The 20,208-nt window shown below is 39.7% G+C and carries 17 protein-coding genes, 1 tRNA gene and 1 pseudogene; 1 reads left to right on the top strand and 18 read right to left on the bottom strand.

Features of this window, described 5'->3' with window-relative positions; translation table 11 throughout:
* Positions 1-130 precede the first annotated feature (130 nt).
* The 10 genes from folK to tilS all read right to left on the bottom strand — a co-directional run bounded on the left by folK (position 131) and on the right by tilS (position 9,840).
* Positions 131-631, bottom strand: a complete 501-nt coding sequence (gene folK / locus I858_RS00335; RefSeq protein ID WP_049695123.1) for a 2-amino-4-hydroxy-6-hydroxymethyldihydropteridine diphosphokinase — start codon at positions 629-631, stop codon at positions 131-133.
* The gene (folB, locus tag I858_RS00330) at positions 628-993 is read right to left on the bottom strand and encodes a dihydroneopterin aldolase (protein WP_049695122.1); all 366 of its coding nucleotides are present in this window, start codon (positions 991-993) and stop codon (positions 628-630) included. Before folB ends, folK begins: the two co-directional genes overlap by 4 nt.
* Positions 993-1,805 carry a dihydropteroate synthase gene (gene folP / locus I858_RS00325; RefSeq protein WP_049695121.1) on the bottom strand — a complete coding sequence of 271 codons (813 nt, stop codon included), beginning with the start codon at positions 1,803-1,805 and terminating at the stop codon, positions 993-995. Before folP ends, folB begins: the two co-directional genes overlap by 1 nt.
* Before the next feature lie 131 nt (positions 1,806-1,936).
* Complete coding sequence (cysK, locus tag I858_RS00320; RefSeq protein ID WP_049695120.1) at positions 1,937-2,878, bottom strand: cysteine synthase A; 942 nt, start codon at positions 2,876-2,878, stop codon at positions 1,937-1,939.
* Positions 2,879-3,010: 132 nt separating this feature from the next.
* Positions 3,011-3,952, bottom strand: coding sequence for a peptidyl-prolyl cis-trans isomerase (locus tag I858_RS00315; protein WP_049695119.1), 942 nt, complete (start codon positions 3,950-3,952; stop codon positions 3,011-3,013).
* Positions 3,936-4,817 carry an Hsp33 family molecular chaperone HslO gene (hslO, locus tag I858_RS00310; protein ID WP_049695118.1) on the bottom strand — a complete coding sequence of 294 codons (882 nt, stop codon included), beginning with the start codon at positions 4,815-4,817 and terminating at the stop codon, positions 3,936-3,938. Before hslO ends, I858_RS00315 begins: the two co-directional genes overlap by 17 nt.
* Before the next feature lie 17 nt (positions 4,818-4,834).
* A complete protein-coding gene (locus tag I858_RS00305) occupies positions 4,835-5,602 on the bottom strand; it encodes a type III pantothenate kinase (RefSeq protein ID WP_049695117.1) in 768 nt (255 codons plus the stop codon).
* A gap of 119 nt (positions 5,603-5,721) precedes the next feature.
* Positions 5,722-7,743 carry an ATP-dependent zinc metalloprotease FtsH gene (gene ftsH, locus I858_RS00300; protein WP_049695116.1) on the bottom strand — a complete coding sequence of 674 codons (2,022 nt, stop codon included), beginning with the start codon at positions 7,741-7,743 and terminating at the stop codon, positions 5,722-5,724.
* A 121-nt stretch (positions 7,744-7,864) separates the two neighbouring features.
* Complete coding sequence (gene hpt / locus I858_RS00295; protein ID WP_049695115.1) at positions 7,865-8,416, bottom strand: hypoxanthine phosphoribosyltransferase; 552 nt, start codon at positions 8,414-8,416, stop codon at positions 7,865-7,867.
* A 32-nt stretch (positions 8,417-8,448) separates the two neighbouring features.
* Entirely contained in the window at positions 8,449-9,840 is a 1,392-nt protein-coding gene (gene tilS / locus I858_RS00290) for a tRNA lysidine(34) synthetase TilS (protein WP_049695114.1), read from the bottom strand.
* Positions 9,841-9,962: 122 nt separating this feature from the next.
* On the opposite strand from tilS, the gene I858_RS00285 reads away from it, so the two are divergent.
* Positions 9,963-10,036, top strand: a tRNA-Met gene (locus I858_RS00285).
* Positions 10,037-10,184: 148 nt separating this feature from the next.
* On the opposite strand, the gene I858_RS00280 is transcribed toward I858_RS00285, so the two are convergent.
* The 8 genes and pseudogenes from I858_RS00280 to I858_RS00245 all read right to left on the bottom strand — a co-directional run bounded on the left by I858_RS00280 (position 10,185) and on the right by I858_RS00245 (position 20,124).
* Complete coding sequence (locus I858_RS00280) at positions 10,185-10,607, bottom strand: S1 domain-containing RNA-binding protein (protein ID WP_049695113.1); 423 nt, start codon at positions 10,605-10,607, stop codon at positions 10,185-10,187.
* A 117-nt stretch (positions 10,608-10,724) separates the two neighbouring features.
* Positions 10,725-11,147, bottom strand: a complete 423-nt coding sequence (locus I858_RS00275) for an FtsB family cell division protein (protein ID WP_049695112.1) — start codon at positions 11,145-11,147, stop codon at positions 10,725-10,727.
* 447 nt (positions 11,148-11,594) lie between these two features.
* A complete protein-coding gene (locus I858_RS00270; RefSeq protein ID WP_049695111.1) occupies positions 11,595-11,885 on the bottom strand; it encodes an RNA-binding S4 domain-containing protein in 291 nt (96 codons plus the stop codon).
* The gene (yabN, locus tag I858_RS00265; RefSeq protein WP_049695110.1) at positions 11,882-13,351 is read right to left on the bottom strand and encodes a bifunctional methyltransferase/pyrophosphohydrolase YabN; all 1,470 of its coding nucleotides are present in this window, start codon (positions 13,349-13,351) and stop codon (positions 11,882-11,884) included. Before yabN ends, I858_RS00270 begins: the two co-directional genes overlap by 4 nt.
* Positions 13,348-14,952: a putative polysaccharide biosynthesis protein gene (locus I858_RS00260; protein ID WP_049695125.1), complete on the bottom strand. Its 1,605-nt coding sequence runs from the start codon at positions 14,950-14,952 to the stop codon at positions 13,348-13,350. The genes yabN and I858_RS00260 overlap by 4 nt, the downstream gene beginning before the upstream one ends.
* A 207-nt stretch (positions 14,953-15,159) precedes the next feature.
* A pseudogene (gene mfd, locus I858_RS00255) lies at positions 15,160-18,692 on the bottom strand (transcription-repair coupling factor).
* Between the two features lie 68 nt (positions 18,693-18,760).
* Positions 18,761-19,324 (bottom strand): aminoacyl-tRNA hydrolase, encoded by a 564-nt coding sequence (gene pth / locus I858_RS00250; protein WP_049695108.1) that lies wholly within the window; start codon positions 19,322-19,324, stop codon positions 18,761-18,763.
* Between the two features lie 152 nt (positions 19,325-19,476).
* Positions 19,477-20,124: a 50S ribosomal protein L25/general stress protein Ctc gene (locus I858_RS00245; protein ID WP_049695107.1), complete on the bottom strand. Its 648-nt coding sequence runs from the start codon at positions 20,122-20,124 to the stop codon at positions 19,477-19,479.
* Positions 20,125-20,208 lie beyond the last annotated feature (84 nt).

The raw sequence follows: 20,208 nt of genomic DNA, 5'->3' as shown, positions 1-20,208 counted from the left end.
TATCTGTTTAACACTAAATCTCATTCATGTATTTCTCTATTGTACACAATTTCTTACCATACTACATAAAAAAGCTGCCACAAATTTATGGCAGCTTCGTGTTCTATCAATTTTCAGGATAGAAACTATGTTAAGACTCATTTTGCATGTCTTGTAAAAATGCTTTCATATCGTCATAGGATTTCCATAAACGAACGCCATCACGTTCAAAGTAAGTATCCACTTTAAATTCCGGATTTATTTCAACTAAAGGCACGAGTACAAAAGCTCGTTCACACATTCGCGGATGTGGAACTATCAACCTATCGTTTTTCAAGTTCTCTTGGTTGTACAATAAAATATCAAGATCAATTGTTCTTGGTCCCCATCGAATAAGTCGCTCTCGATTTAAACTTTGTTCGATCTCCTGACAAACATCCAGTAAGTCTAATGCCGTTAACTCCGTTTCCAGCTGGACGACCATGTTAAGAAAAGGCTCTTGCTCTATATATCCCACTGGGTCTGTTTCGTAAAGAGAAGAAATACGAGTAACTTTAATAGTTGGAAATACAGCGAGTTTCGCGACGGCTTGTTTTAGCATCTCGAAACGATTGCCCATATTAGAACCAAGCGATAAATAACTTTGGTTCATATGAATTTCCCTCGCGTTATGTCAATGGCTACAGATTTATAATGACCTGGAATCGGTGGGTCTGGTTTGATTAGTTGTACACGTATGCCTTGCACTAGCGGAAAGTCAGCAAGAATGTGACTTGCTACACTTTCTGCTACAGCTTCTACTAATTTTTTCGGTTCGCCTTCAACAATCGAACGGCAAGCTTCGTAAACTTCTCCGTAATGTACCGTATGCTCAAGCGCATCTGTTTTTCCGGCTTGTTGTAAATTTACTGCCAAGGAAACGGTTAAGCGAAACCGCTGACCCAGTTTGGTTTCTTCTGGAAATACGCCATGATAACCATAGAATTCCATATCGTTTACATGAATAAAATCCATTATTTCTCCTCCTTATATGGATGTTTCCCCGTTAATGCATCAAGCATACGTACTGCGCGAACTGTTTCTTTCACATCATGAACGCGTACAATATGACAGCCTTTTGTAATACCGTAGCAAACTGTTGCAAGAGAACCTTCTAACCGTCCGTCTACTTTGGTATTTAAAATTTTACCAATAAATGATTTTCTAGAACTACCGAGAAGTACCGGATAGCCCCATTCGACCATTCGCTCAATCAACCTGATTGCTTGAAGGTTTTGTTCTACTGACTTCACGAATCCAATTCCTGGGTCGAGCCAAATGTTTCGTTTTGGAACACCAGCAGAAAGAGCGAACTCTATACTTTCGGTAAGATCTTGAATCACATCTTCTTGGAAATTTGAATAGGATACATTGTTACGATTATGCATTAAAATAATAGGCACATCCCATTTAGCAGCAACTTTTGCAATCTCTGGGTCGTATTTAACTCCCCAAATGTCATTAATAATATGAGCACCTGCAGCAATTGCCGCTTCAGCAACAAGAGACTTGTAGGTATCAACAGAAATCAAAATCTCAAACTGTTGTCGTATTGCCTTGATCACAGGCACGATCCGCTCAATTTCTTCTTCGTCTGAGATTTGCACATGACCTGGTCGCGTGGATTCGCCACCTACGTCAATGATGTCGACACCGTCTGCAATCATTTGACCGGCATGAATCAGTGCTTGTTCCAAGCCACTGTATTTGCCTCCATCAGAAAAAGAATCCGGTGTGACGTTTAATATGCCCATAACAAGCGTTTTAGTTTTAAAATCAATTTGCATAGATTTTCACCACCTAACATTCAAATATGTAATGACTTTTCACAAATTAAAGTGTGCCTTCATCTTACCTTATTTGAACTATTTGTTTCCATAAAAAAAGAGCAGGAAAAATACCTGCTCTTTTTAATCATTCAATTGGATTCATCAAATTGATAAAGAGGTGTACTTAAGTAGCGTTCTCCGTTAGAAGGAAGGATCGCTAGCACTTTCTTGCCTTTACCTAACCGTTTCGCAACTTGAAGTGCTGCATAAATGGCTGCACCTGAAGATACCCCTCCAAGAATGCCTTCTTCGCGTGCTGCACGTCGTGCTGTCTCATAAGATTGATCATTGGTTACTTGAATGATCTCGTCATAAATTTTAGTATCTAATACTTCAGGTACAAATCCCGCTCCAATTCCTTGGATTTTATGAGGTCCTGGCTTGCCACCTGATAAAACTGCTGAATCAGTAGGCTCTACTGCCACTATGCTGATTTCAGGATATTTTTCTTTGAGGGCTTGACCAGCGCCTGTGATAGTTCCCCCTGTACCAATACCTGAAATAAATGCATCTAATTGATCGCCCATTGTTTCGATTATCTCTGGGCCAGTTGTCAAACGATGCACCTCTGGGTTTGCTTCGTTATTAAACTGTTGTGGCATGTACCATCCATTTTCAGTTGCATTTTTTTCAGCTGTTTTAATCGCACCGTTTGGACCATTCATACCATCTGGACCTGGCGTCAAAATCAATTCTGCTCCGTAAGCACGTAGCAAAGTACGTCGCTCCATACTCATCGTCTCCGGCATTACTAAAACAGATTTATAGCCTTTTGCTGCTGCAATCATCGCTAAACCAATTCCTGTGTTGCCACTTGTTGGTTCAATAATCGTATCGCCTTCTTTTAAATCTCCAGACTTTTCGGCCGCTTCAATCATAGCAAGTGCAATTCTGTCTTTGACACTGCTGCCTGGGTTAAAGTATTCCAATTTCAAATACACGTCTGCATCTTCAGAACCTGTTAACCGATTTAGCTTTACAATTGGTGTTTGCCCGATCAATTCAGTTATTGAATTTCCTATACGCGCCATTTCTCAACACTCCTAATCCCTAGTAAATTTGTCGACTTTAATAGAGTTAATGTTATCAATATGGCAAGTAGTTTGTCAAATAGCGCGAACTCATGAAAAAAAGACGCTTCGCCATGAAACGTCTTCATCTTCTTATTCTCCATAAAACCATTCCGCATCAAACTCTTGCCAAAATGCTTCAGGCGTGACGGATTGCGGTAATTGTTCAAGTGCTAGCTCCCGACTGATATGTCCAGCTACATCTTTATACGAAAATGTCTGGCCATTTATTTTTTCTGTTACAGAAATAACAGCTGTTTTACCGTTCTCTAGTGGCAATGGCGAAGACCACCCGCCGACCTCTACTTTTGTAACCGCTTTTGCAATATTAGCATCTACACCCGGTTCACCATTGGTAATGTAACCGATGTCCCCGCCCAGATTTCCTGTAGCATTATCGATTGAACGTTCGCGAGCTGTCGCTTCAAAGGAAGAACCTTTTTCAAGTTCTTCAATAGTTTCTTCTGCTTCTGCTGAGGAATTCAAGACTATTATATGCGTACGGTACGAATCTTTAACATCGTAAAGTGACTCGTTATCATCATAAAACGCTTTAATTTCATTTTCTTCAATGACTATATCTTTTGTTAATACTTTTTCCAATATTAATTGCGCTTTTACTCTTTCGCGTTGACGCGTCTCATCAGCTGCATATAATACTGATTCTGTGCCATCACGTGACGAGCGTAACAGCGCCAACTCTAAATCGATTTCGTTATCGCTTACTGTGATTTCATAGTCTTTAGCTGCTGTCGCCATAACTTTTTCATTGACTAGCTCAAGTAAAGCTTCGCGGCCATGCTGCTCTTCCATAGTAGCAAGCCACTCTTCTCGTGTAATTGCCTCTCCACTAACAGAAGCCACTTTTTCTGCTTTGCCTGCATCATTTGGTATCAACCAAGCAACAAACCACAACAGATTAACTACTATTAATGCCCCAATGATAACCAACACCGGTTTCGTCTTTAAATGTCTTTTAGGCTTTTCTGTACCTGCCGATGGCACAGGTCGCCGATTATTATAACTGGAGCTCATTGATAAAGGACTCTAATTCCTCTTTAGAATAATGATATGTCTCTAAGCAAAAATGACATTGCGCTTCTGCCATCCCGTCTTCGTCGATCATGTCTTGAATTTCTTTTTTTCCAAGTCCTAAAATCGCTGTAGCAAAACGATCTTTAGAACAATTACATTCAAAATTCACCGGCATTTTATCAAGAATTTGGACATTTCCTTCTCCAAGTACTGCTTCAAGAATCTGTTCTGGTGATAATCCGCGTTGAATCATGTGCGAGACAGGCTCAATACCCGCAAGATGTTCTTCAATTTGTGTAATGGTTTCATCATCAATGTTTGGCATTAATTGAATGATAAATCCGCCCGCTGCCAAAATTGAGTTGTCTGTGTCTACTAAGACACCTAGTCCAACTGACGAAGGTACTTGCTCAGACGTAGCAAAGTAATATGTGAAATCTTCTGCGATTTCTCCTGAGACAATTGGTGTTTGCCCTGTAAAATTATCACGCATACCTAAGTCTTTTACAACTGACATCATCCCCGTCGTACCCACGGCACGACGGACATCTAATTTCCCTTGTTGGTTTAACTCAAAGTGGGTTTGAGGATTCGAAACATACCCACGAACGCCACCTTTTGCATTGCTGTCTACTAACAAAACGCCAACTGGTCCGCCGCCTTCAAACTTAATGGTTACTTTATCTTCACCCTTTAGCATCGCTCCGAGCATAACGCCACCTGTCATTGCTCGTCCTAAAGCTGCCGAAGCTGTCGGCCACATCATATGACGACGTTGCGCTTCTCCTACTGTCTTCGTGCTATCTACTGCAAATGCCCGGACACTTCCATTAAACCCAAGGCCACGAACTAAATAATCTGACACATCTATCGTCCCTTTCTTTACGCTTGATTGCGTTTATAAATTAAATGCAGTCCTTTTAATGTTAACAAAGGATCTACATGGTCAATAATCGTAGTTTCGCTAGCAATTAAAGAAGACAATCCTCCAGTTGCAATAACCGTCGGCTGTTCTTTACTTGTTTTTTTCATTCTTGCTACAATTCCTTCTACTTGACCGACATATCCGTAAACAATGCCAGCTTGCATAGCCGAAATCGTGTTCTTTCCAACTACCTGTTCTGGCGTCGTGAGTTCAATACGAGGCAATTTAGCTGCACGCGCGTAAAGCGCTTCTGTTGAAATATTGATGCCTGGTGCAATAGCTCCACCCATGTATTGTTGTTTTTCATTAATATAACAAAAGGTATTGGCTGTGCCAAAGTCTACGACAATTAACGGACTGTTGTATTCATGAATAGCTGCAACGGCATTGACAATTCGATCTGCACCTACTTCACGCGGGTTATCGTATTTAATATTTAACCCTGTTTTAACACCCGGTCCCACAATCATCGGCTTTTCCTGAAAATACTTTTCGCACATTCGCTCAAGGGTGGAAATAATGGGTGGCACAACAGAAGACAGGATAATTCCATTTATTGACGCAAAACCTAACTCGACGTCTTGAAGAAACGCTTTGATTTGCATCCCGTACTCATCTTCCGTTTTATGACGAAGCGTTTCCATGCGCCAATGGTACATTAATTGGTCCTGATCGTAGACACCAAGGACTATGCTCGTATTTCCAGCATCCAATACTAATATCATAATTCGACCTCACTTATTGACGTTTTTCCAAAATATCATACCACAAATTTGAAGAAAGCAAAAAGCTGACCGCTTTCCTCCTTTGAAAGAGGATAAGCAACCAGCTTTTTTATTTTACATTATTTACGTTTTTCTTCAATCGAATCTCCGACATAATCTGTTTGAGGTTGTTCTGACGGCAAGTCTCCTGATGAAGGATCGGATGGTGCACCAACCGCTTCTGAAACGTCACTGTCTTTTTTCAAATCAGGTTTGCTTTCATCTCCGAAATCACCATTTAATGTTTCGTAATCACGTTCAGGAAGTGTACCATGTTCTTTCAAATGAAGGATTTGACCTGCATCTAGAGTTTCCACTTCAAGCAATGTAGTCGCAATCAATTCAAGAAGTTCTTTCTTCTCAGTCAAAATTTCTTTTGTGCGAATATATTGTTCTTTAATGATACGTTGCATTTCTTGATCAATTTCAAAGGCGATAGCATCCGAATAGCTTTGTTCAGAATTAAAGTCGCGTCCTAAGAATACGTTACCGCCTTGTGCTGTACCGAATTGGACAGGACCGATTTTATCACTCATTCCGTATTCCGTTACCATGCTACGAGCAATAGCTGTTGCACGTTGGAAATCATTATGAGCACCCGTTGATACTTCGCCGAACATGATATCTTCAGACACACGTCCACCCAGTAAACCGGCAATCTTATCAAGCAATTCTGGTTTCGTCATAAAGTAACGATCTTCTTTTGGTAGCATGACCGCATAACCGCCAGCTTGTCCGCGAGGAACGATTGTTACTTTGTGAACTGTTTCAGCATCATCAAGCGTTAAGCCAATAACTGTGTGACCTGCTTCGTGGAACGCCACGATGTTGCGTTCTTTTTTCGAAATGACGCGATTTTTCTTAGCAGGACCTGCAATAACACGGTCAGACGCTTCGTCAAGATCGGACATATCGATTTTCAGTTTACTGCGACGAGCTGCAACAAGTGCAGCTTCGTTTAGTAAGTTTTCTAAGTCAGCACCCGAAAATCCAGGAGTACGCTGAGCGATTGCTTTCAAATCAACGTTTTCATCGAGTGGTTTATTGCGCGCATGAACTTTCAGAACTTCTTCGCGACCTTTAACATCCGGACGACCTACAGTAATCTGACGGTCAAAACGTCCTGGACGAAGCAAAGCCGGATCCAGAATATCTGGACGGTTTGTTGCGGCAATAATGATAACGCCTTCGTTTACACCAAAGCCATCCATTTCAACTAATAGTTGGTTCAATGTTTGTTCACGTTCATCGTGTCCACCACCAAGACCGGCACCACGTTGGCGTCCGACTGCGTCGATTTCATCGATGAAAATGATACAAGGTGCGTTTTTCTTAGCATTTTCAAACAAATCGCGAACTCGTGAAGCTCCGACACCGACAAACATCTCGACGAAATCTGAACCACTGATAGAGAAGAAAGGCACACCCGCTTCTCCAGCTACAGCACGAGCTAACAAGGTTTTACCAGTACCCGGAGGTCCAACTAGCAAAATCCCTTTTGGAATACGAGCGCCAATTGCAGCGAATCTGCTTGGATCTTTCAAGAAATCAACAACTTCGATCAGTTCTTGTTTTTCTTCATCCGCTCCAGCTACATCGTTAAAGCGAACTTTTTGTTTTTCATCATCATATAACTTCGCTTTACTTTTACCAAAGTTCATCACACGGCCGCCGCCTCCGCCACCTTGTGATTGGCTAAGTAGAAAGAAGAAGAGGATAAAAATGATAATGAATGGAATGATCCCTGTGAAAAATGAAACCCATCCACTTGTTTGTGGAGCTTTCAAATATTCAATTTCAACACCATCTTGTGCTTTTGCCACTGCATCAATTTCAGCAGTTAATGCTTCGTTTTCTAACGGAATATTCGTTACAAAGGATTGACCTTCTTTGTATCCAGTCATTTTCCCTGTCACTTCATAAACCATTGCATCTGGCTGAATTGTTACTTCTTCAATCTTTCCATCTTCCAGTGCTGCCAAAAATTCGTTATATCCTATATTTTCAGTCGGCTGGTTGCTATTGTTAAAGGTACCCAGAATCCCGATAATAACTAGGAAAATCAGTAAATAAAATATGGTGTATCGAAATATCCGATTCATCCCGCGCCTCCTCATAAAGTTTCCCTAAAACTAAACTAAATACTACCATAGTAACATTTAAGCATACAACGAAAAGCCCTTATTCTCGCTGTGAAATCGACAGACTGTGAACGATCGTTGTCTATTCCTCTTGTTCGCTGTAAATTTCCGGCTTAAGAATCCCGATATACGGTAAATTCCGGTATCTTTCCGCGTAATCCAATCCGTATCCCACAACAAAGGCATCAGGCACTTCGAAACCAACATAGTCTGCTTTTAAATCTACTTTTCGTCCTGTTGGTTTATCCAATAATGTAACGATTTTGATTGATTTTGCTTTACGGTACTTGAACAAGTCAACTAAATAACTAAGTGTTTTTCCACTATCAATAATATCTTCAATGATCAATAGATCGCGTCCTTCAACACTAGCATTTAAATCTTTGACGATTTTCACTTCTCCAGACGATACAGTTGCGTTACCGTAGCTCGAAACATCCATGAAATCCATTTCAACAAAACCATCGATTCGCTTCATCAAATCTCCCATAAAGGGCATTGCACCTTTTAATACACCAATAGCCAATGGGTATTTGTCTTTATAGTCTTCTGTCAACATTGCCCCAAGCTCACGCGCTTTGTCCTGTAACTGTTCTTCACTAATCAATATGTCTTTAATATCGTTTTGTAACATGGTGAACCTCCTAGTATTCCTTGTTTTACACGCTATAAAAATTGTTCAACTAATACCCAATTGTCTCTATCGCGCTTTTGCTGGCTAACGAGCGCGGATGGTCGTAGACCTGGAACCAATAAAAGTTCGTTCTTGTCCGTGGTAATAACAGGCCAACTTTCTCTCATAGGCATAGGAATTTTTTCATCAATCATCAATCGTGTCAATTTTTTTGGCTGTTTCATTCCTGCTAATTGAATTCGATCTCCAGATTTTCTGCTTCGCATACAAAAAGATGCATTTTCCGGTGCTTGAAAATACCAATTGACTGCTTTGTCGACATGAACTAATTGGTCAGTCGGCACCACTTTATAACGTCGACCATTATAAAAAGACGTCCAATCTGTTGCGATGGTGATAGGTGCAAGTGTAGATGTTTGTGTTAACGATTGGCATCTAAAAATAACAACATCGTATTGGCGAATAGCTATATAACTTTGCGGTAAATGTAAAAAAACAGTCCCCGACGAACTTTGCATCATTTCCTGCACTTGTTCGACCAACTGTCTCGTTAAAGGAACCTGCTTCGGATTATATAGATAGTTTAATAGTAGTAGAACCATTCTTTTTTGTAAAGCACGTGGTTCAACTCTGAAACTTTTAGCAGACAAAATAATTTCTTCTTCTTTCATTTCTATCATTTGTTGCACTTTTTCTCTAGCCAATTCTTGTAGAAGTTGTTGATCTTGTTGCATGTCTTCAGCCAACTCAACAAAATGTTTAGACACTTCACGGCTTTCAGCTTTTAAGAAAGGTAAAACTCGCTGACGTAGCCTGTTTCGTGTATAAGCAGCCTCTGCATTACTTGAGTCTTCTCGATACGGAATGTTTTGTTGTTTTGCATAGGATACGATTTGTTCTTTACCTACTGCTAATTGCGGACGAATCAAATACCCAGTACCAAATGAACGACTTGCCAGCATACCAAACGAGCCATCTTGCAAACTTCCTCTTACCGCTGACATCAAAATCGTTTCGAGCTGATCGTCTGCGTGATGTGCTGTTGCAAATTTCGTAGCACTGGTATATTTCATAACTTCAAGAAAGTAAGCATAGCGTTCAGTTCGGCACAGTTGTTGTTTGTTCCCCCCTTGCTTAGCAAAAATCTTGGGAATTGGAATTTCACGACTATAGCACTCAATGCCCCATTGAGCCGCTTGGTGTTCAGTAAACAACCGGTCTTCGTGAGATTCTTTGCCTCGTAACATATGATTGACGTGGACTGCTACAACAGAGATACCCAATTCACCTTTTTTTGAATTTAAAAAGTAAAGCAAAGCCATGGAATCAATTCCACCTGAACAACCCACGAGAACTTTGTCTCCAACTTTTAGTAAGTTATGCTTATTCACATATCGCATCATTGATACTTCGAAGCTTGCCATCTCTTCATTTTCACCTACTTATATCTATCTTTGTATTTGCTTGAAAAAAATAAAACTTATTTCAACTTGTAATTGACAGACGTAACCATCAATAGTATGATATTAAATGTTCGTTTAAACAAGGCGGCGTAGCTCAGCTGGCTAGAGCGTACGGTTCATACCCGTGAGGTCGGGGGTTCGATCCCCTCTGCCGCCATCATAAGTACTACGTTAAGCAGTGTCCTTTAAGGGCGCTGCTTTTTTGTACGAATAAAATAAAAAACGCTTCCCAAGTGAGAAGCGTTTCCATCTAACGTTCAAATTGCATTGAAGCATTTCTCTATACTATTAAAACAGCTAGCAAGTTAGCCTCTTTTCGCCCCTCTGCCGCCACGTTTTGATTCAGTCGCGCGCTTTAAGGTCGTCATATTTTCTTCGCTGTCTTTCAAAAACTTTGCCATTTTTGTTTCAAAGTTCTCTTTTGGAGCGCGATCAAATGAACGATTGCTACTTGGGCGTGGTCGTTGTGGTCGTTCTGTGCCGCCGGCTGGTTGTGGCTTTGCTTTACGGATCGAAAGCCCAATTTTACCGTCTGCTTCTACATTCATGACTTTCACTTCTACCATTTCGCCAACTTTAAGATGATCGTTAATATCTTTTACATAGTTGTCGGCTACTTCACTTATATGCACGAGGCCTGTTGCACCAGTTGGAAGCTGAACAAATGCTCCAAAGTTTGTAATCCCTGTGACTTTACCTTCTAACTTGCTGCCTACTTCAATCGACATAAAAAAAATGCTCCTCCTTAAAAATTAAGATGACTCCAAAGATATTGGGCCATGCTGTCATTTTGCGGGACTTGTCCCACTTTTTATTATAACCATCAAAAAAAGAGTGTCAACCAACTACTCTTTTTTTGATGGCTTTTCTTTATCTTTTTGTTCATTATTTGGCGTCGTAAAGATGATTTCTCCTTCTTCTGAAAGGAAGTATTCTTTACGCGCTAGTTTAGCTAAGTATTCTTCGTCATTCAATAATAGAATTTGTTCTTTTAATTGTACTTGTTGTTTTTCGACTTTTTCAAGCTCTACTATAGCATCTTCGCGAAGTTGTGCTTTTTCAGAAATTGTTTGTGTTTGCGCATAAATAGTCGAACCGATCCAAATCGTGGCCATCAAAACAACCAATCCAAATACTGTTAGTCTTCTGAATAACCGTACTCTATGGCCCGTTTTGCGCTTTTCTTCCATTTCAACAGAACGGACATAGTCATTGCGAATTGAGGTTACTTCACGTTTTTCCGTCTTGTTGTCTCTCTTCGAACTCATGTCCCGCTCTCCTTTCATACTAACTTTGTCATTATTATACATGAAACCCTTTACTATTATAAGCGTTTTCATTAATTATTCCTTATTTTCATTGGTTTTTTTGTAAAATCGTCATGGAATTTTCATTCTATTATAAAAATACAGTTGACTAAACTTTGCTCGAGTATGTACTACTCATTATTGTTTCTTAACTTTTTTAGTTACCGTGAACAATTTAAAAACCAAAGTATATTAAATACATTCACTTTAGCAAATGGACGCTCATCTAGACAAGTTGATCATTAGAAACTGCACAGCCTCACAATTGTTACTGAAACCCAGCATTCATTTAATGAGTAGCTTCTAGTAGAAGATATAAAACTGACGAATCACAAGTTTATCTAGATTTTCTATTTTAATGATTGCTAGCAAAATCTAAAAAACCCACCATATGGCAGGTTTTAAACTTTATGCTTCGTCATCGATAAATTCGGGTTCAATTTTTTCCAGCTTTTCTTCTTTCAAAATGCTGTACATCGTGGCGGCTTCTTCTTTTTTCGCTATTTCTTTCAGCTTATCAATGCGTACTGTCACAATTTTTTGACCAAATCGAATTTGTAACTCATCATTTTCTTTAATAACTGAACTAGCCTTTGCTTTATTGCCATTTACCGTAATACGTCCTTGGTCTGCTACTTGCTTAGCTAATGTACGCCGTTTGATCAAACGGGATACTTTTAAAAACTTATCGAGTCTCATGTCAAATCTTCCTTTCTTGCGCATAATTTAGCTTGGTTCCAAAATTCAACTAGTTGCTCGAGTGAATAATCATCGAAGTTTCCAGTTCCTTGCTTTACTTGTTGTTCAACAAAGTGGAAGCGGCTACGGAATTTACGATTTGCTTGCATCATGGCTTCTTCGGGCGATAAGTCAAAAAACCGTGCAAGATTTACTAAAGTAAACAGCAAGTCACCAAATTCATCTATTTGTTGAGCTTTTGAACCATTCGCTATTTCTTGTTGAAACTCCTGCAACTCTTCATGAAATTTGTTCCAAGCAAACGTAGCTTTCGGCCATGTAAATCCTACTTTTGCTGCTTTTTTTTGATAATTAAATGATGTTGTTAAAGAAGAACTAAAACGTTCTTGACCTTCTAGTACAGAAGCTTGTATAGGTTTTTCTTGTGCTTTTATTTCTTGCCAATTGGCAACCACTTGCTCAGAATTTTCAACCGACACGTCTCCAAAAACATGAGGGTGACGACGAATCATTTTCGCACTGATCGCTTCAAGTATATCTTCTAACTGAAAATAGCCATTGTCTTGACCAATTTGTGCATGCAAGAATACTTGCAGCAAAACATCTCCCAATTCATCGACGATGGCTTCGTCGTCTTCTTCTTGAATAGCTTGAAGCAGCTCGTGCACTTCTTCAATCAAAAAAGCACTCAATGACTCGTGTGTTTGCTCACGATCCCATATACAGCCTTCAGGGCTTCGTAACTTCGCAGTAATGCTACGAAAAGTTTGCCATTCTTTTAAACGTTGCGTTTGATCTGTTGCTGGTGGCACATAAACTGTCGTCAAGTTATTGACTTCTGTAGAACGATCTAATTCATGAAGTGGTACGGTACGTAATACTTCGTCTGCTGATCCGGCTGCTGTCACAATTGTCACTGGGTAATCATCTGGATATTTTTCCATTAATGTTAACTTAACTTCGGACGCACTAAAGCTGTCATACACTTGTGCAATTAATAAATGGTGCGTCATATTTACTTGATCGCTAGTCATTTCAGTGCCATCCATCAGCTGAAATCCTTCAATTGGGTCAATACGAAGTGCACCAAACAAAGAATCTAAAAAGCTATGTCCGCCTCCGATTGCTAATTGGCAACGCCCTAGTCTTTCAGCTTGTATCAAATTTTGTACCGTTTGTTCTGCCACTAACGGATGACCTGGCACTGCGTAAATAATCGATTCTGACTGAGATAAACTAATTAATGTTTCCGCAATTTCTTCATATACTGGGCTAAAGCTATCGTGTTTTTCATAAACCAAATCAAAACTCGTAAAACCGACATCTTCTTGCATTAACTCTGTCAGTACGGGATGATCTGCTGTTCGTACATATAAATTCGTTGCAGTTTTTAGTTTTTTATAGACGCCGAGTGGTAGTTGATCCAAATCTCCAGCTCCGAGACCGATTATGTGAATGGTATTCATCGCTTTTCACCTATTTTCTTTGAATTAATTGCAAGTTGTAATGTAGCCAGCTTACGACCGAACGGAATGATGTACCATTCCTTTTCTGTAATAATCCGACTTTTAGCGACTATCGCCATGAATACTACAGCACCAAGTGGGATTGCGGTCATCGTTGTAAATGCCGCACTTATACGGCTAGACAACTCATTGAATACATACCCATCTGCCACCAGTGACCACCCTAACACTACGACAGACATTGCCGATACTGCTCCGAAAAGCCATGCATAATAAGATAATGGAGCAAATTGCAAAGGCCAAACCTTTTTAAAATAAAATACTAACCCTACAACAATCACAGCCAAGCCGATATTCCCAGCAACTGCAGCTCCCATTACTCCCCAAATAGGCAATAATAGCCAATTGCTACTAATTTTCACCAATAAGCCAAGCAATAGCAAGACAGCGGGAACTCTCACCTTACCGAATCCATGAAGCATTGCCGTTATAATGAGCAGTAAAGACATCCAAATGATTTGCCAGCTAAAAATGATTAATGTCCATGACTGTTCGTGCGTTTGAAACAAGGTTTCATTCACATAAGGCATCATTAACGTGAGTCCAATCGCAGCAGCAACCGCAAATAAGAACGATACACGAAAAGCTAAACGCACATACATATCAGCTGATCGACCATTTTTTTTCCTAGACGTCCGAGCAACTAGTGGCACAATCGCTAAAGTAAGCGAAGTAGCAATTAAAATACCAAATTGCACTAATGGTTGACCACGGTCATAAATCCCTTTTTGTTCCATAGCTATCGATTGAACTATTCCATTTTCTTCCAATAAACGAAACACCATAAACGAATCTACTAATTGAAACAGCATCAAAATTAACGAACTCATGCTAACGCTCAAGCTGATGATGGTCATTTTTTTAACAATTGACCAAATTTGAATTGTTGAATGCTGTTTTAAAAAAGCAACATGACTACGGAAGTAAAACAGCAACACCACCATAGCCCCCAGTCCTCCTACAACCGCACCTAGCATGGCCATTTGACCTGCAGCATACAAAGAAAAGCCTCGAGAAACCACAATCCACGTTCCGACTAAAATGACTGAGACGCGTAATCCTTGCTCGATTATTTGAGCATAAGCGACGGGTGCCATATTATTACGCGATTGAAAAAATCCTTTTAGTATCGCAAGTGGTGCCATTAACAAAACTGCAAACGCCCCAACTCTTAACAATCTACCTAGTTGTGCATCGCCCATCCAACCAGCGAGCAGTTCTGCACCAAAAAACAAAAGCACAAAGACAGAGATAGAAATGACAGCTACGTAAACAAACGCAATCCGTAAAATTGATCGATGTGCTGATTCACTTGTATCTGCTAGCAATTTGGAGATCGCTACTGCAAAGCCATAAGATGTCCAAATACCAAAAATAGCGATAAAAGGATAAACTTGTTGGTAAATATAAAAACCTTGGTCTCCAACAAGATTTTGAAAAGGCACTCGGTAAACTGCACTTAATAACTTGACGATAAATCCAGCAATCGTCAGCAAAACTGCACCTTTCATAAATGATTTCATCGTGCCTTCATTGTTCACCGGACCCACTCACCTCTTACTGATATTAATTTTCTAGTTGGTTACCGTTTTAGCTACTTAGTTATAATTTTGCTTTTTTCAAGATCATTCAACTCAAACCTGTATCTTGGCAACAAAGCTTAAATAGAGATGAAGTATATCGGTTTTGAAGAGCTATTTTATGAAATAGTCCTTTCTTAAATCGCCATTTTTTTCTAGTAGCTTATTTTATAGCACTGCTTTTTCTTCGCGAAGCGATTCAGGCAATAATTTCATCATACTTTCAAGAACATCAAATGGATGCTGTTTTTTGGTTTTATTTTCATCAACTGTCATTACTAATTGTTGGCCGTACATGTTAAACCCGACAGCTCGTCCATACATAGCAGACTCTTCTACAACTTTTCCACCATTAATGCTTGCTGTGCCTTTTTCACTCAATCGAACAGAAATCAATTTACCATTTTGCTTGATCGAGTCTACACCTACTTGGCGTGCCCATACTTTCATGCGGGCAATACGGAGCAAGTTATCTGCTTCGTTTGGTATATCCCCAAAACGATCAATCATTTCATCTTGCAGTTCTGTTATTTCTTCTTCCGTTTCGATATCTTTGACACGTTTATACATTTGAATCTTCTGATAGCCATCACTCACATAAGAGTCTGGAATATAAGCATCCATATCCAGTGAAATCTCGATTTCGGGCACTACTTCTTTTTTGGCGCCTGTTTGGCGTTCATCAATTGCTTCTTGTAACATTTGTGAATACAAATCAAAGCCAACCGAATCAATAAATCCGTGCTGTTGTGAACCAAGCAAGTTACCTGCCCCGCGTATTGTCAAATCGCGCATAGCAATTTTAAAACCAGAACCAAGTTCTGTAAATTCTTTAATGGCCATTAATCGTTTTTCTGCCACATCAGTCAATACTTTATCGCGCTGATACATGAAATACGCATACGCCACACGACTCGAACGTCCGACGCGTCCGCGCAATTGATACAACTGAGATAGACCCATGCGATCGGCATTATAAACAATCAATGTGTTAACGTTTGGAATGTCAATACCAGTTTCGATGATAGTTGTCGTTACTAACACATCGTAATCTCCATCAAGAAAACTCAATATAACAGATTCTAATTCAGTTTCATTCATTTGCCCATGAGCGTAACCCACACGCGCCTCCGGTACCAGTTGCTGAATCTCTTCTACTTTCCGTGTCATGTCATCTACACGGTTGTACAAGTAAAACACTTGTCCCCCCGTGCCATTTCGCGTTCGATTGCTTCACGAACAAGTGCACCATTATGCTCCATCACATAGCTTTGCACAGGAAAGCGGTTTGCTGGTGGCGTTTCAATAACAGACAAATCGCGCACGCCCATCATCGACATGTGCAAAGTACGTGGAATCGGCGTAGCCGTCAACGTTAATACATCCACATTTGTTTTCATTTGCTTGATCTTTTCTTTATGGGTAACACCAAATCGTTGTTCTTCATCAATAATCAAAAGTCCAAGATCTTTATACTGCATATCTTTCGATAAAATACGATGTGTACCTATAACCACATCAACAGAGCCATTCTTCAAGCCTTTAACCGTTTCAGTTTGCTGTTTTTTCGAACGAAAGCGGCTCATCAATCCCACCGTAATTGGGTAATCTTTAAATCGTTCACTCATTGTCTCAAAATGTTGCTGTGCCAAAATGGTTGTTGGTACTAGGAACGCTACTTGTTTGCCATCGAGTACTGCTTTAAACGCTGCGCGGATAGCAACTTCTGTTTTGCCATAGCCTACATCTCCACAAATTAACCGATCCATCGGTCGCTCGTTTTCCATATCGCGTTTTACTTCATTAATCGACCGTAATTGATCTACTGTTTCTTCATATGGAAACTCTGCTTCAAACTGACGTTGCATATCTTGCTCTTCTGTGAACGCAAAGCCTTTTAATGCTTCTCGTTCTGCATAAAGTTTTATCAAATCATCTGCAATGTCTTGAACTGCAGCAGACACTTTCGTCCGTGTCTTTTTCCACTCCGCGCCACCCATTTTATGAAGCTTTGGTGCTTTTTCTTCAGAAGCAACATATTTTTGAATCAAATCAATTTTATCTACCGGCACAAATAACTTATCGTCAGCTTTATAAACAATGTGGAGGTAGTCTTTATGAACACCCCCAGTTTCTAAAGTTTCAATGCCCACAAAACGACCAATCCCATGATGAATATGAACAATATAATCTCCTGGTTTGATTTCAGAATAACTTTTAATACGCTCTGCATTTGTCAGCTTTTGAGCACGTGTTTTCTTTTTCGGTTGTTGCTTGAACAGTTCAGAATCTGTAATGACGGTCAAGCGTTGCAATGGCATTTCAAAACCTGCCGACAACTCGCCATCAATCAAATAAATTTTACCTCCTTGAACTTCTGTTGAAGAAGTCGCAATTTCGGCTTCCATGTCATAATCAGCCAGAACTGAGCGTACTTTTTCAAGTCGCTCATTTCCTTCTGCTACAATAAAAATTTGCGACTTTCCTAAAGTCCAACGCTCCATTTCAGCTTTCAACAAATTCATTTGACCATGATATGATTGCATCGGCTTGCATGAAAAAGCGAGTGATTTTTTGACTGACACCATAGGAAATGTTCGGACAAACAAAGATAGAAACGTCACGCGTTGCTTGAGCCTCGACATTATTTCACGAAACGTATACGTCAATGGAACATCATGAAGAAACTTACCTTCTTCAAGCAAAGAAACAATCCAATCGCCTTCTTCACGTTCTAATGTATCGGTCATTTCTTGAATTCTGCCTAATTCATCAAAAAACACAAGACCATTTCCCGGGAAATAATCACTTAATGACGACGACTGCGTCTCGATTAATGAAGCATATTTCGCTATTTGTTCTGGTGTTTCTCCTTGTTTTAATAAATCGATGTCATGTTGTATTTGTTGGTGCATTAAGGCTTTCGTATCGTCAGCTTTTATTTTTTTGAGACTAGACGCAAGTCGAGTTTCTAACTTTCCTGCCAATTTAACTCGTTGCTCTTTGGATAGTACTAATTCGCTTGCTGGTAAAATGCATAATGATTGAATTTTTTCAAGTGAGCGTTGATCTTCAGCTGAAAATAGTCGCAATGAATCCACTTCCGTATCAAACAATTCAATACGGACCGGGTGTTCAAAATTAAGTGGATAAATATCTAAGATACCTCCACGAAGGGCAAATTCTCCCGGAGTGGTTACCATTGGTGTACGAGAATAACCCATCGCTACTAGTTTCAACAACCACTCTTCTGTATCGAGTTCTTCACCATCTGCAATTCGTAAAGTGGCGTAATCCCATTGTTCTTTTGTCGGTAATAGCTTTCGCATGCCGGCAACCGGCGTGACGTATATTCCTTTGCCGACACTTTTCATATGATTTAAAGTATCAATTCGATGCGCTCTAAGTTCAGGACCTGAAAAAGATACTTCTGCCGCAATCAACTCTTCTGCTGGATAAAGGTGAACTTGTTGCTCTCCGATTAAACGAACTAAATCATCATATACGCGTTGTGCATGCAATAAATTGGGTGTCACAACTAATAAAGGTGTCTCCATTTCAGACCAGATGGTTTGATAAAAAATCGTTCGTGCACTGCCAGACAAACCAGAAATCAATTGATGATCTTGCTCTTTTTTCAAGTCAGTTATAAATTTTTGTGTAGAGGTATCCTCCGAAAAAATCTGTAAAATGTGGTTCATCTAACTTCCTCCCTTCAATATAGTATGAGAAACAGAAAAAGCTCTGAACGCTAAATGCGTCAAAGCGGTTACACTCCATTAAATTCATTCATTACTTCTACATAGGGCTTAGACAACCCAGTTTCACAAGCAGCTGCACTTTTTTTAATGGCCGCAGTAATTTCAGGAATTTCTTCTTCTGAAAATCGCTGCAACACATAATCTGGTACTTTCATGCCCGTTGGCGGTCGACTAATTCCAATACGCAGTCGATTAAATTCTTGATTGCCTAAATGCTGAATCAATGACTTGATGCCATTGTGACCACCAGCACTGCCTTTTTGACGCAACCTTAGTTGTCCTGTCGGCAAATCAAGATCATCATAAATGACAATAATATCTTCTAGATTTATATCGTAATAATCCATTAATGCGCTAACACTTTCGCCAGACAAATTCATGTAAGTTAATGGCTTTAATAACATTACTTTGCCTTCGGGACGATGGCTAACCGCATACATCCCTTTAAATTTAGATTGCGTTAACGGCGCATTCCATTGACGCGACAAATAATCAATAACTTTAAAGCCGATATTGTGACGCGTATCTTCATAAGCTTTGCCTGGGTTTCCCAGACCAACGATCAGTTTCATATCCATCTTCCTCCGCTTTATCACTGTGTTTATTTTAACATAATCAATTTATAAAAAAAGCATAAGCCTCTCGGCAGTTTTAGAGAAGATAGTGCATCAAACTATACGACAAAAAAAGGGCTGTCAATCGACAGCCCTCTTTCCATTTGTACTTATGCTTCTTTGTTTTCTTCAGAATCTTCGCTACCAACCACTTCTGGTTCTGCGCCTTCCTCAGACACTGTTTCAAGCTCATCCAACTCTTCTTGTGTGCGAGGAGCTGTTGCAGAAACAAGGATAAAGTCATCTTCGTCTAAAATTTCGTAAGAGACTGTTCCACGGACATCACCAACAGTGATTGTATCGCCTATTTCTAATTTCGAGATATCTATTTCTAGAGCATCTGGAATATCGGAAGGTTTTACGCGAATAGTAACTTCACGGTTTGGTTGAGTAACAAATCCGCCTTCTTTTTCACCTACTGATTCGCCTGTTAAGTGAACTGTTGTAGCTACTTCTAGCTCGTCAGACATGTTAATTGCTAGAAAATCTACATGCTTAAAGCTACCTTTTAAAGCGTCCATTTGGTAATCACTTAATACAACATTTGTAGTTTTTCCGTCGATATCAAGGTTGATTACACCATTACGTCCAGATTCACGTAAAGTTTTAATCAATTCAATTTCAGCTACTGTTACAGATGTTGTTTCTGTTTTATAGCCGTATACTACGCCTGGCACTTCGCCTTTTGAACGAAGTTCCGTTAAAGCAGAACCTTTATTGCTTGTTTCTCTTGTTTTTGCAGTCATTTTTACAGTCATTAATTTCAGCCTCCAGTTATATTAAAGTACATTTTTACGTTAAGTACATAGATAGTATATACCCTATTGTCATTTTAATGAAAC

Source organism: Planococcus versutus, assembly GCF_001186155.3.
GTDB lineage: Bacteria > Bacillota > Bacilli > Bacillales_A > Planococcaceae > Planococcus > Planococcus versutus.
Note: the sequence above shows the minus strand (reverse complement) of the source record. Positions and strands in the feature narration are given on the sequence as shown.

Excerpts from the sequence above, each read along its gene's own strand:
- I858_RS00305 (WP_049695117.1), bottom strand. The coding sequence starts at position 5,602 with ATGATATTAGTATTGGATGCTGGAAATACGAGCATAGTCCTTGGTGTC.
- folK (WP_049695123.1), bottom strand. The coding sequence starts at position 631 with ATGAACCAAAGTTATTTATCGCTTGGTTCTAATATGGGCAATCGTTTC.
- folP (WP_049695121.1), bottom strand. The coding sequence starts at position 1,805 with ATGCAAATTGATTTTAAAACTAAAACGCTTGTTATGGGCATATTAAAC.
- I858_RS00280 (WP_049695113.1), bottom strand. The coding sequence starts at position 10,607 with ATGTCGATTGAAGTAGGCAGCAAGTTAGAAGGTAAAGTCACAGGGATT.
- hpt (WP_049695115.1), bottom strand. The coding sequence starts at position 8,416 with ATGTTACAAAACGATATTAAAGACATATTGATTAGTGAAGAACAGTTA.
- yabN (WP_049695110.1), bottom strand. The coding sequence starts at position 13,351 with ATGAATACCATTCACATAATCGGTCTCGGAGCTGGAGATTTGGATCAA.
- pth (WP_049695108.1), bottom strand. The coding sequence starts at position 19,324 with ATGAAACTGATCGTTGGTCTGGGAAACCCAGGCAAAGCTTATGAAGAT.
- folB (WP_049695122.1), bottom strand. The coding sequence starts at position 993 with ATGGATTTTATTCATGTAAACGATATGGAATTCTATGGTTATCATGGC.
- I858_RS00245 (WP_049695107.1), bottom strand. The coding sequence starts at position 20,124 with ATGACTGTAAAAATGACTGCAAAAACAAGAGAAACAAGCAATAAAGGT.
- cysK (WP_049695120.1), bottom strand. The coding sequence starts at position 2,878 with ATGGCGCGTATAGGAAATTCAATAACTGAATTGATCGGGCAAACACCA.
- I858_RS00275 (WP_049695112.1), bottom strand. The coding sequence starts at position 11,147 with ATGAGTTCGAAGAGAGACAACAAGACGGAAAAACGTGAAGTAACCTCA.
- I858_RS00270 (WP_049695111.1), bottom strand. The coding sequence starts at position 11,885 with ATGAGACTCGATAAGTTTTTAAAAGTATCCCGTTTGATCAAACGGCGT.
- tilS (WP_049695114.1), bottom strand. The coding sequence starts at position 9,840 with ATGGCAAGCTTCGAAGTATCAATGATGCGATATGTGAATAAGCATAAC.
- I858_RS00315 (WP_049695119.1), bottom strand. The coding sequence starts at position 3,952 with ATGAGCTCCAGTTATAATAATCGGCGACCTGTGCCATCGGCAGGTACA.
- ftsH (WP_049695116.1), bottom strand. The coding sequence starts at position 7,743 with ATGAATCGGATATTTCGATACACCATATTTTATTTACTGATTTTCCTA.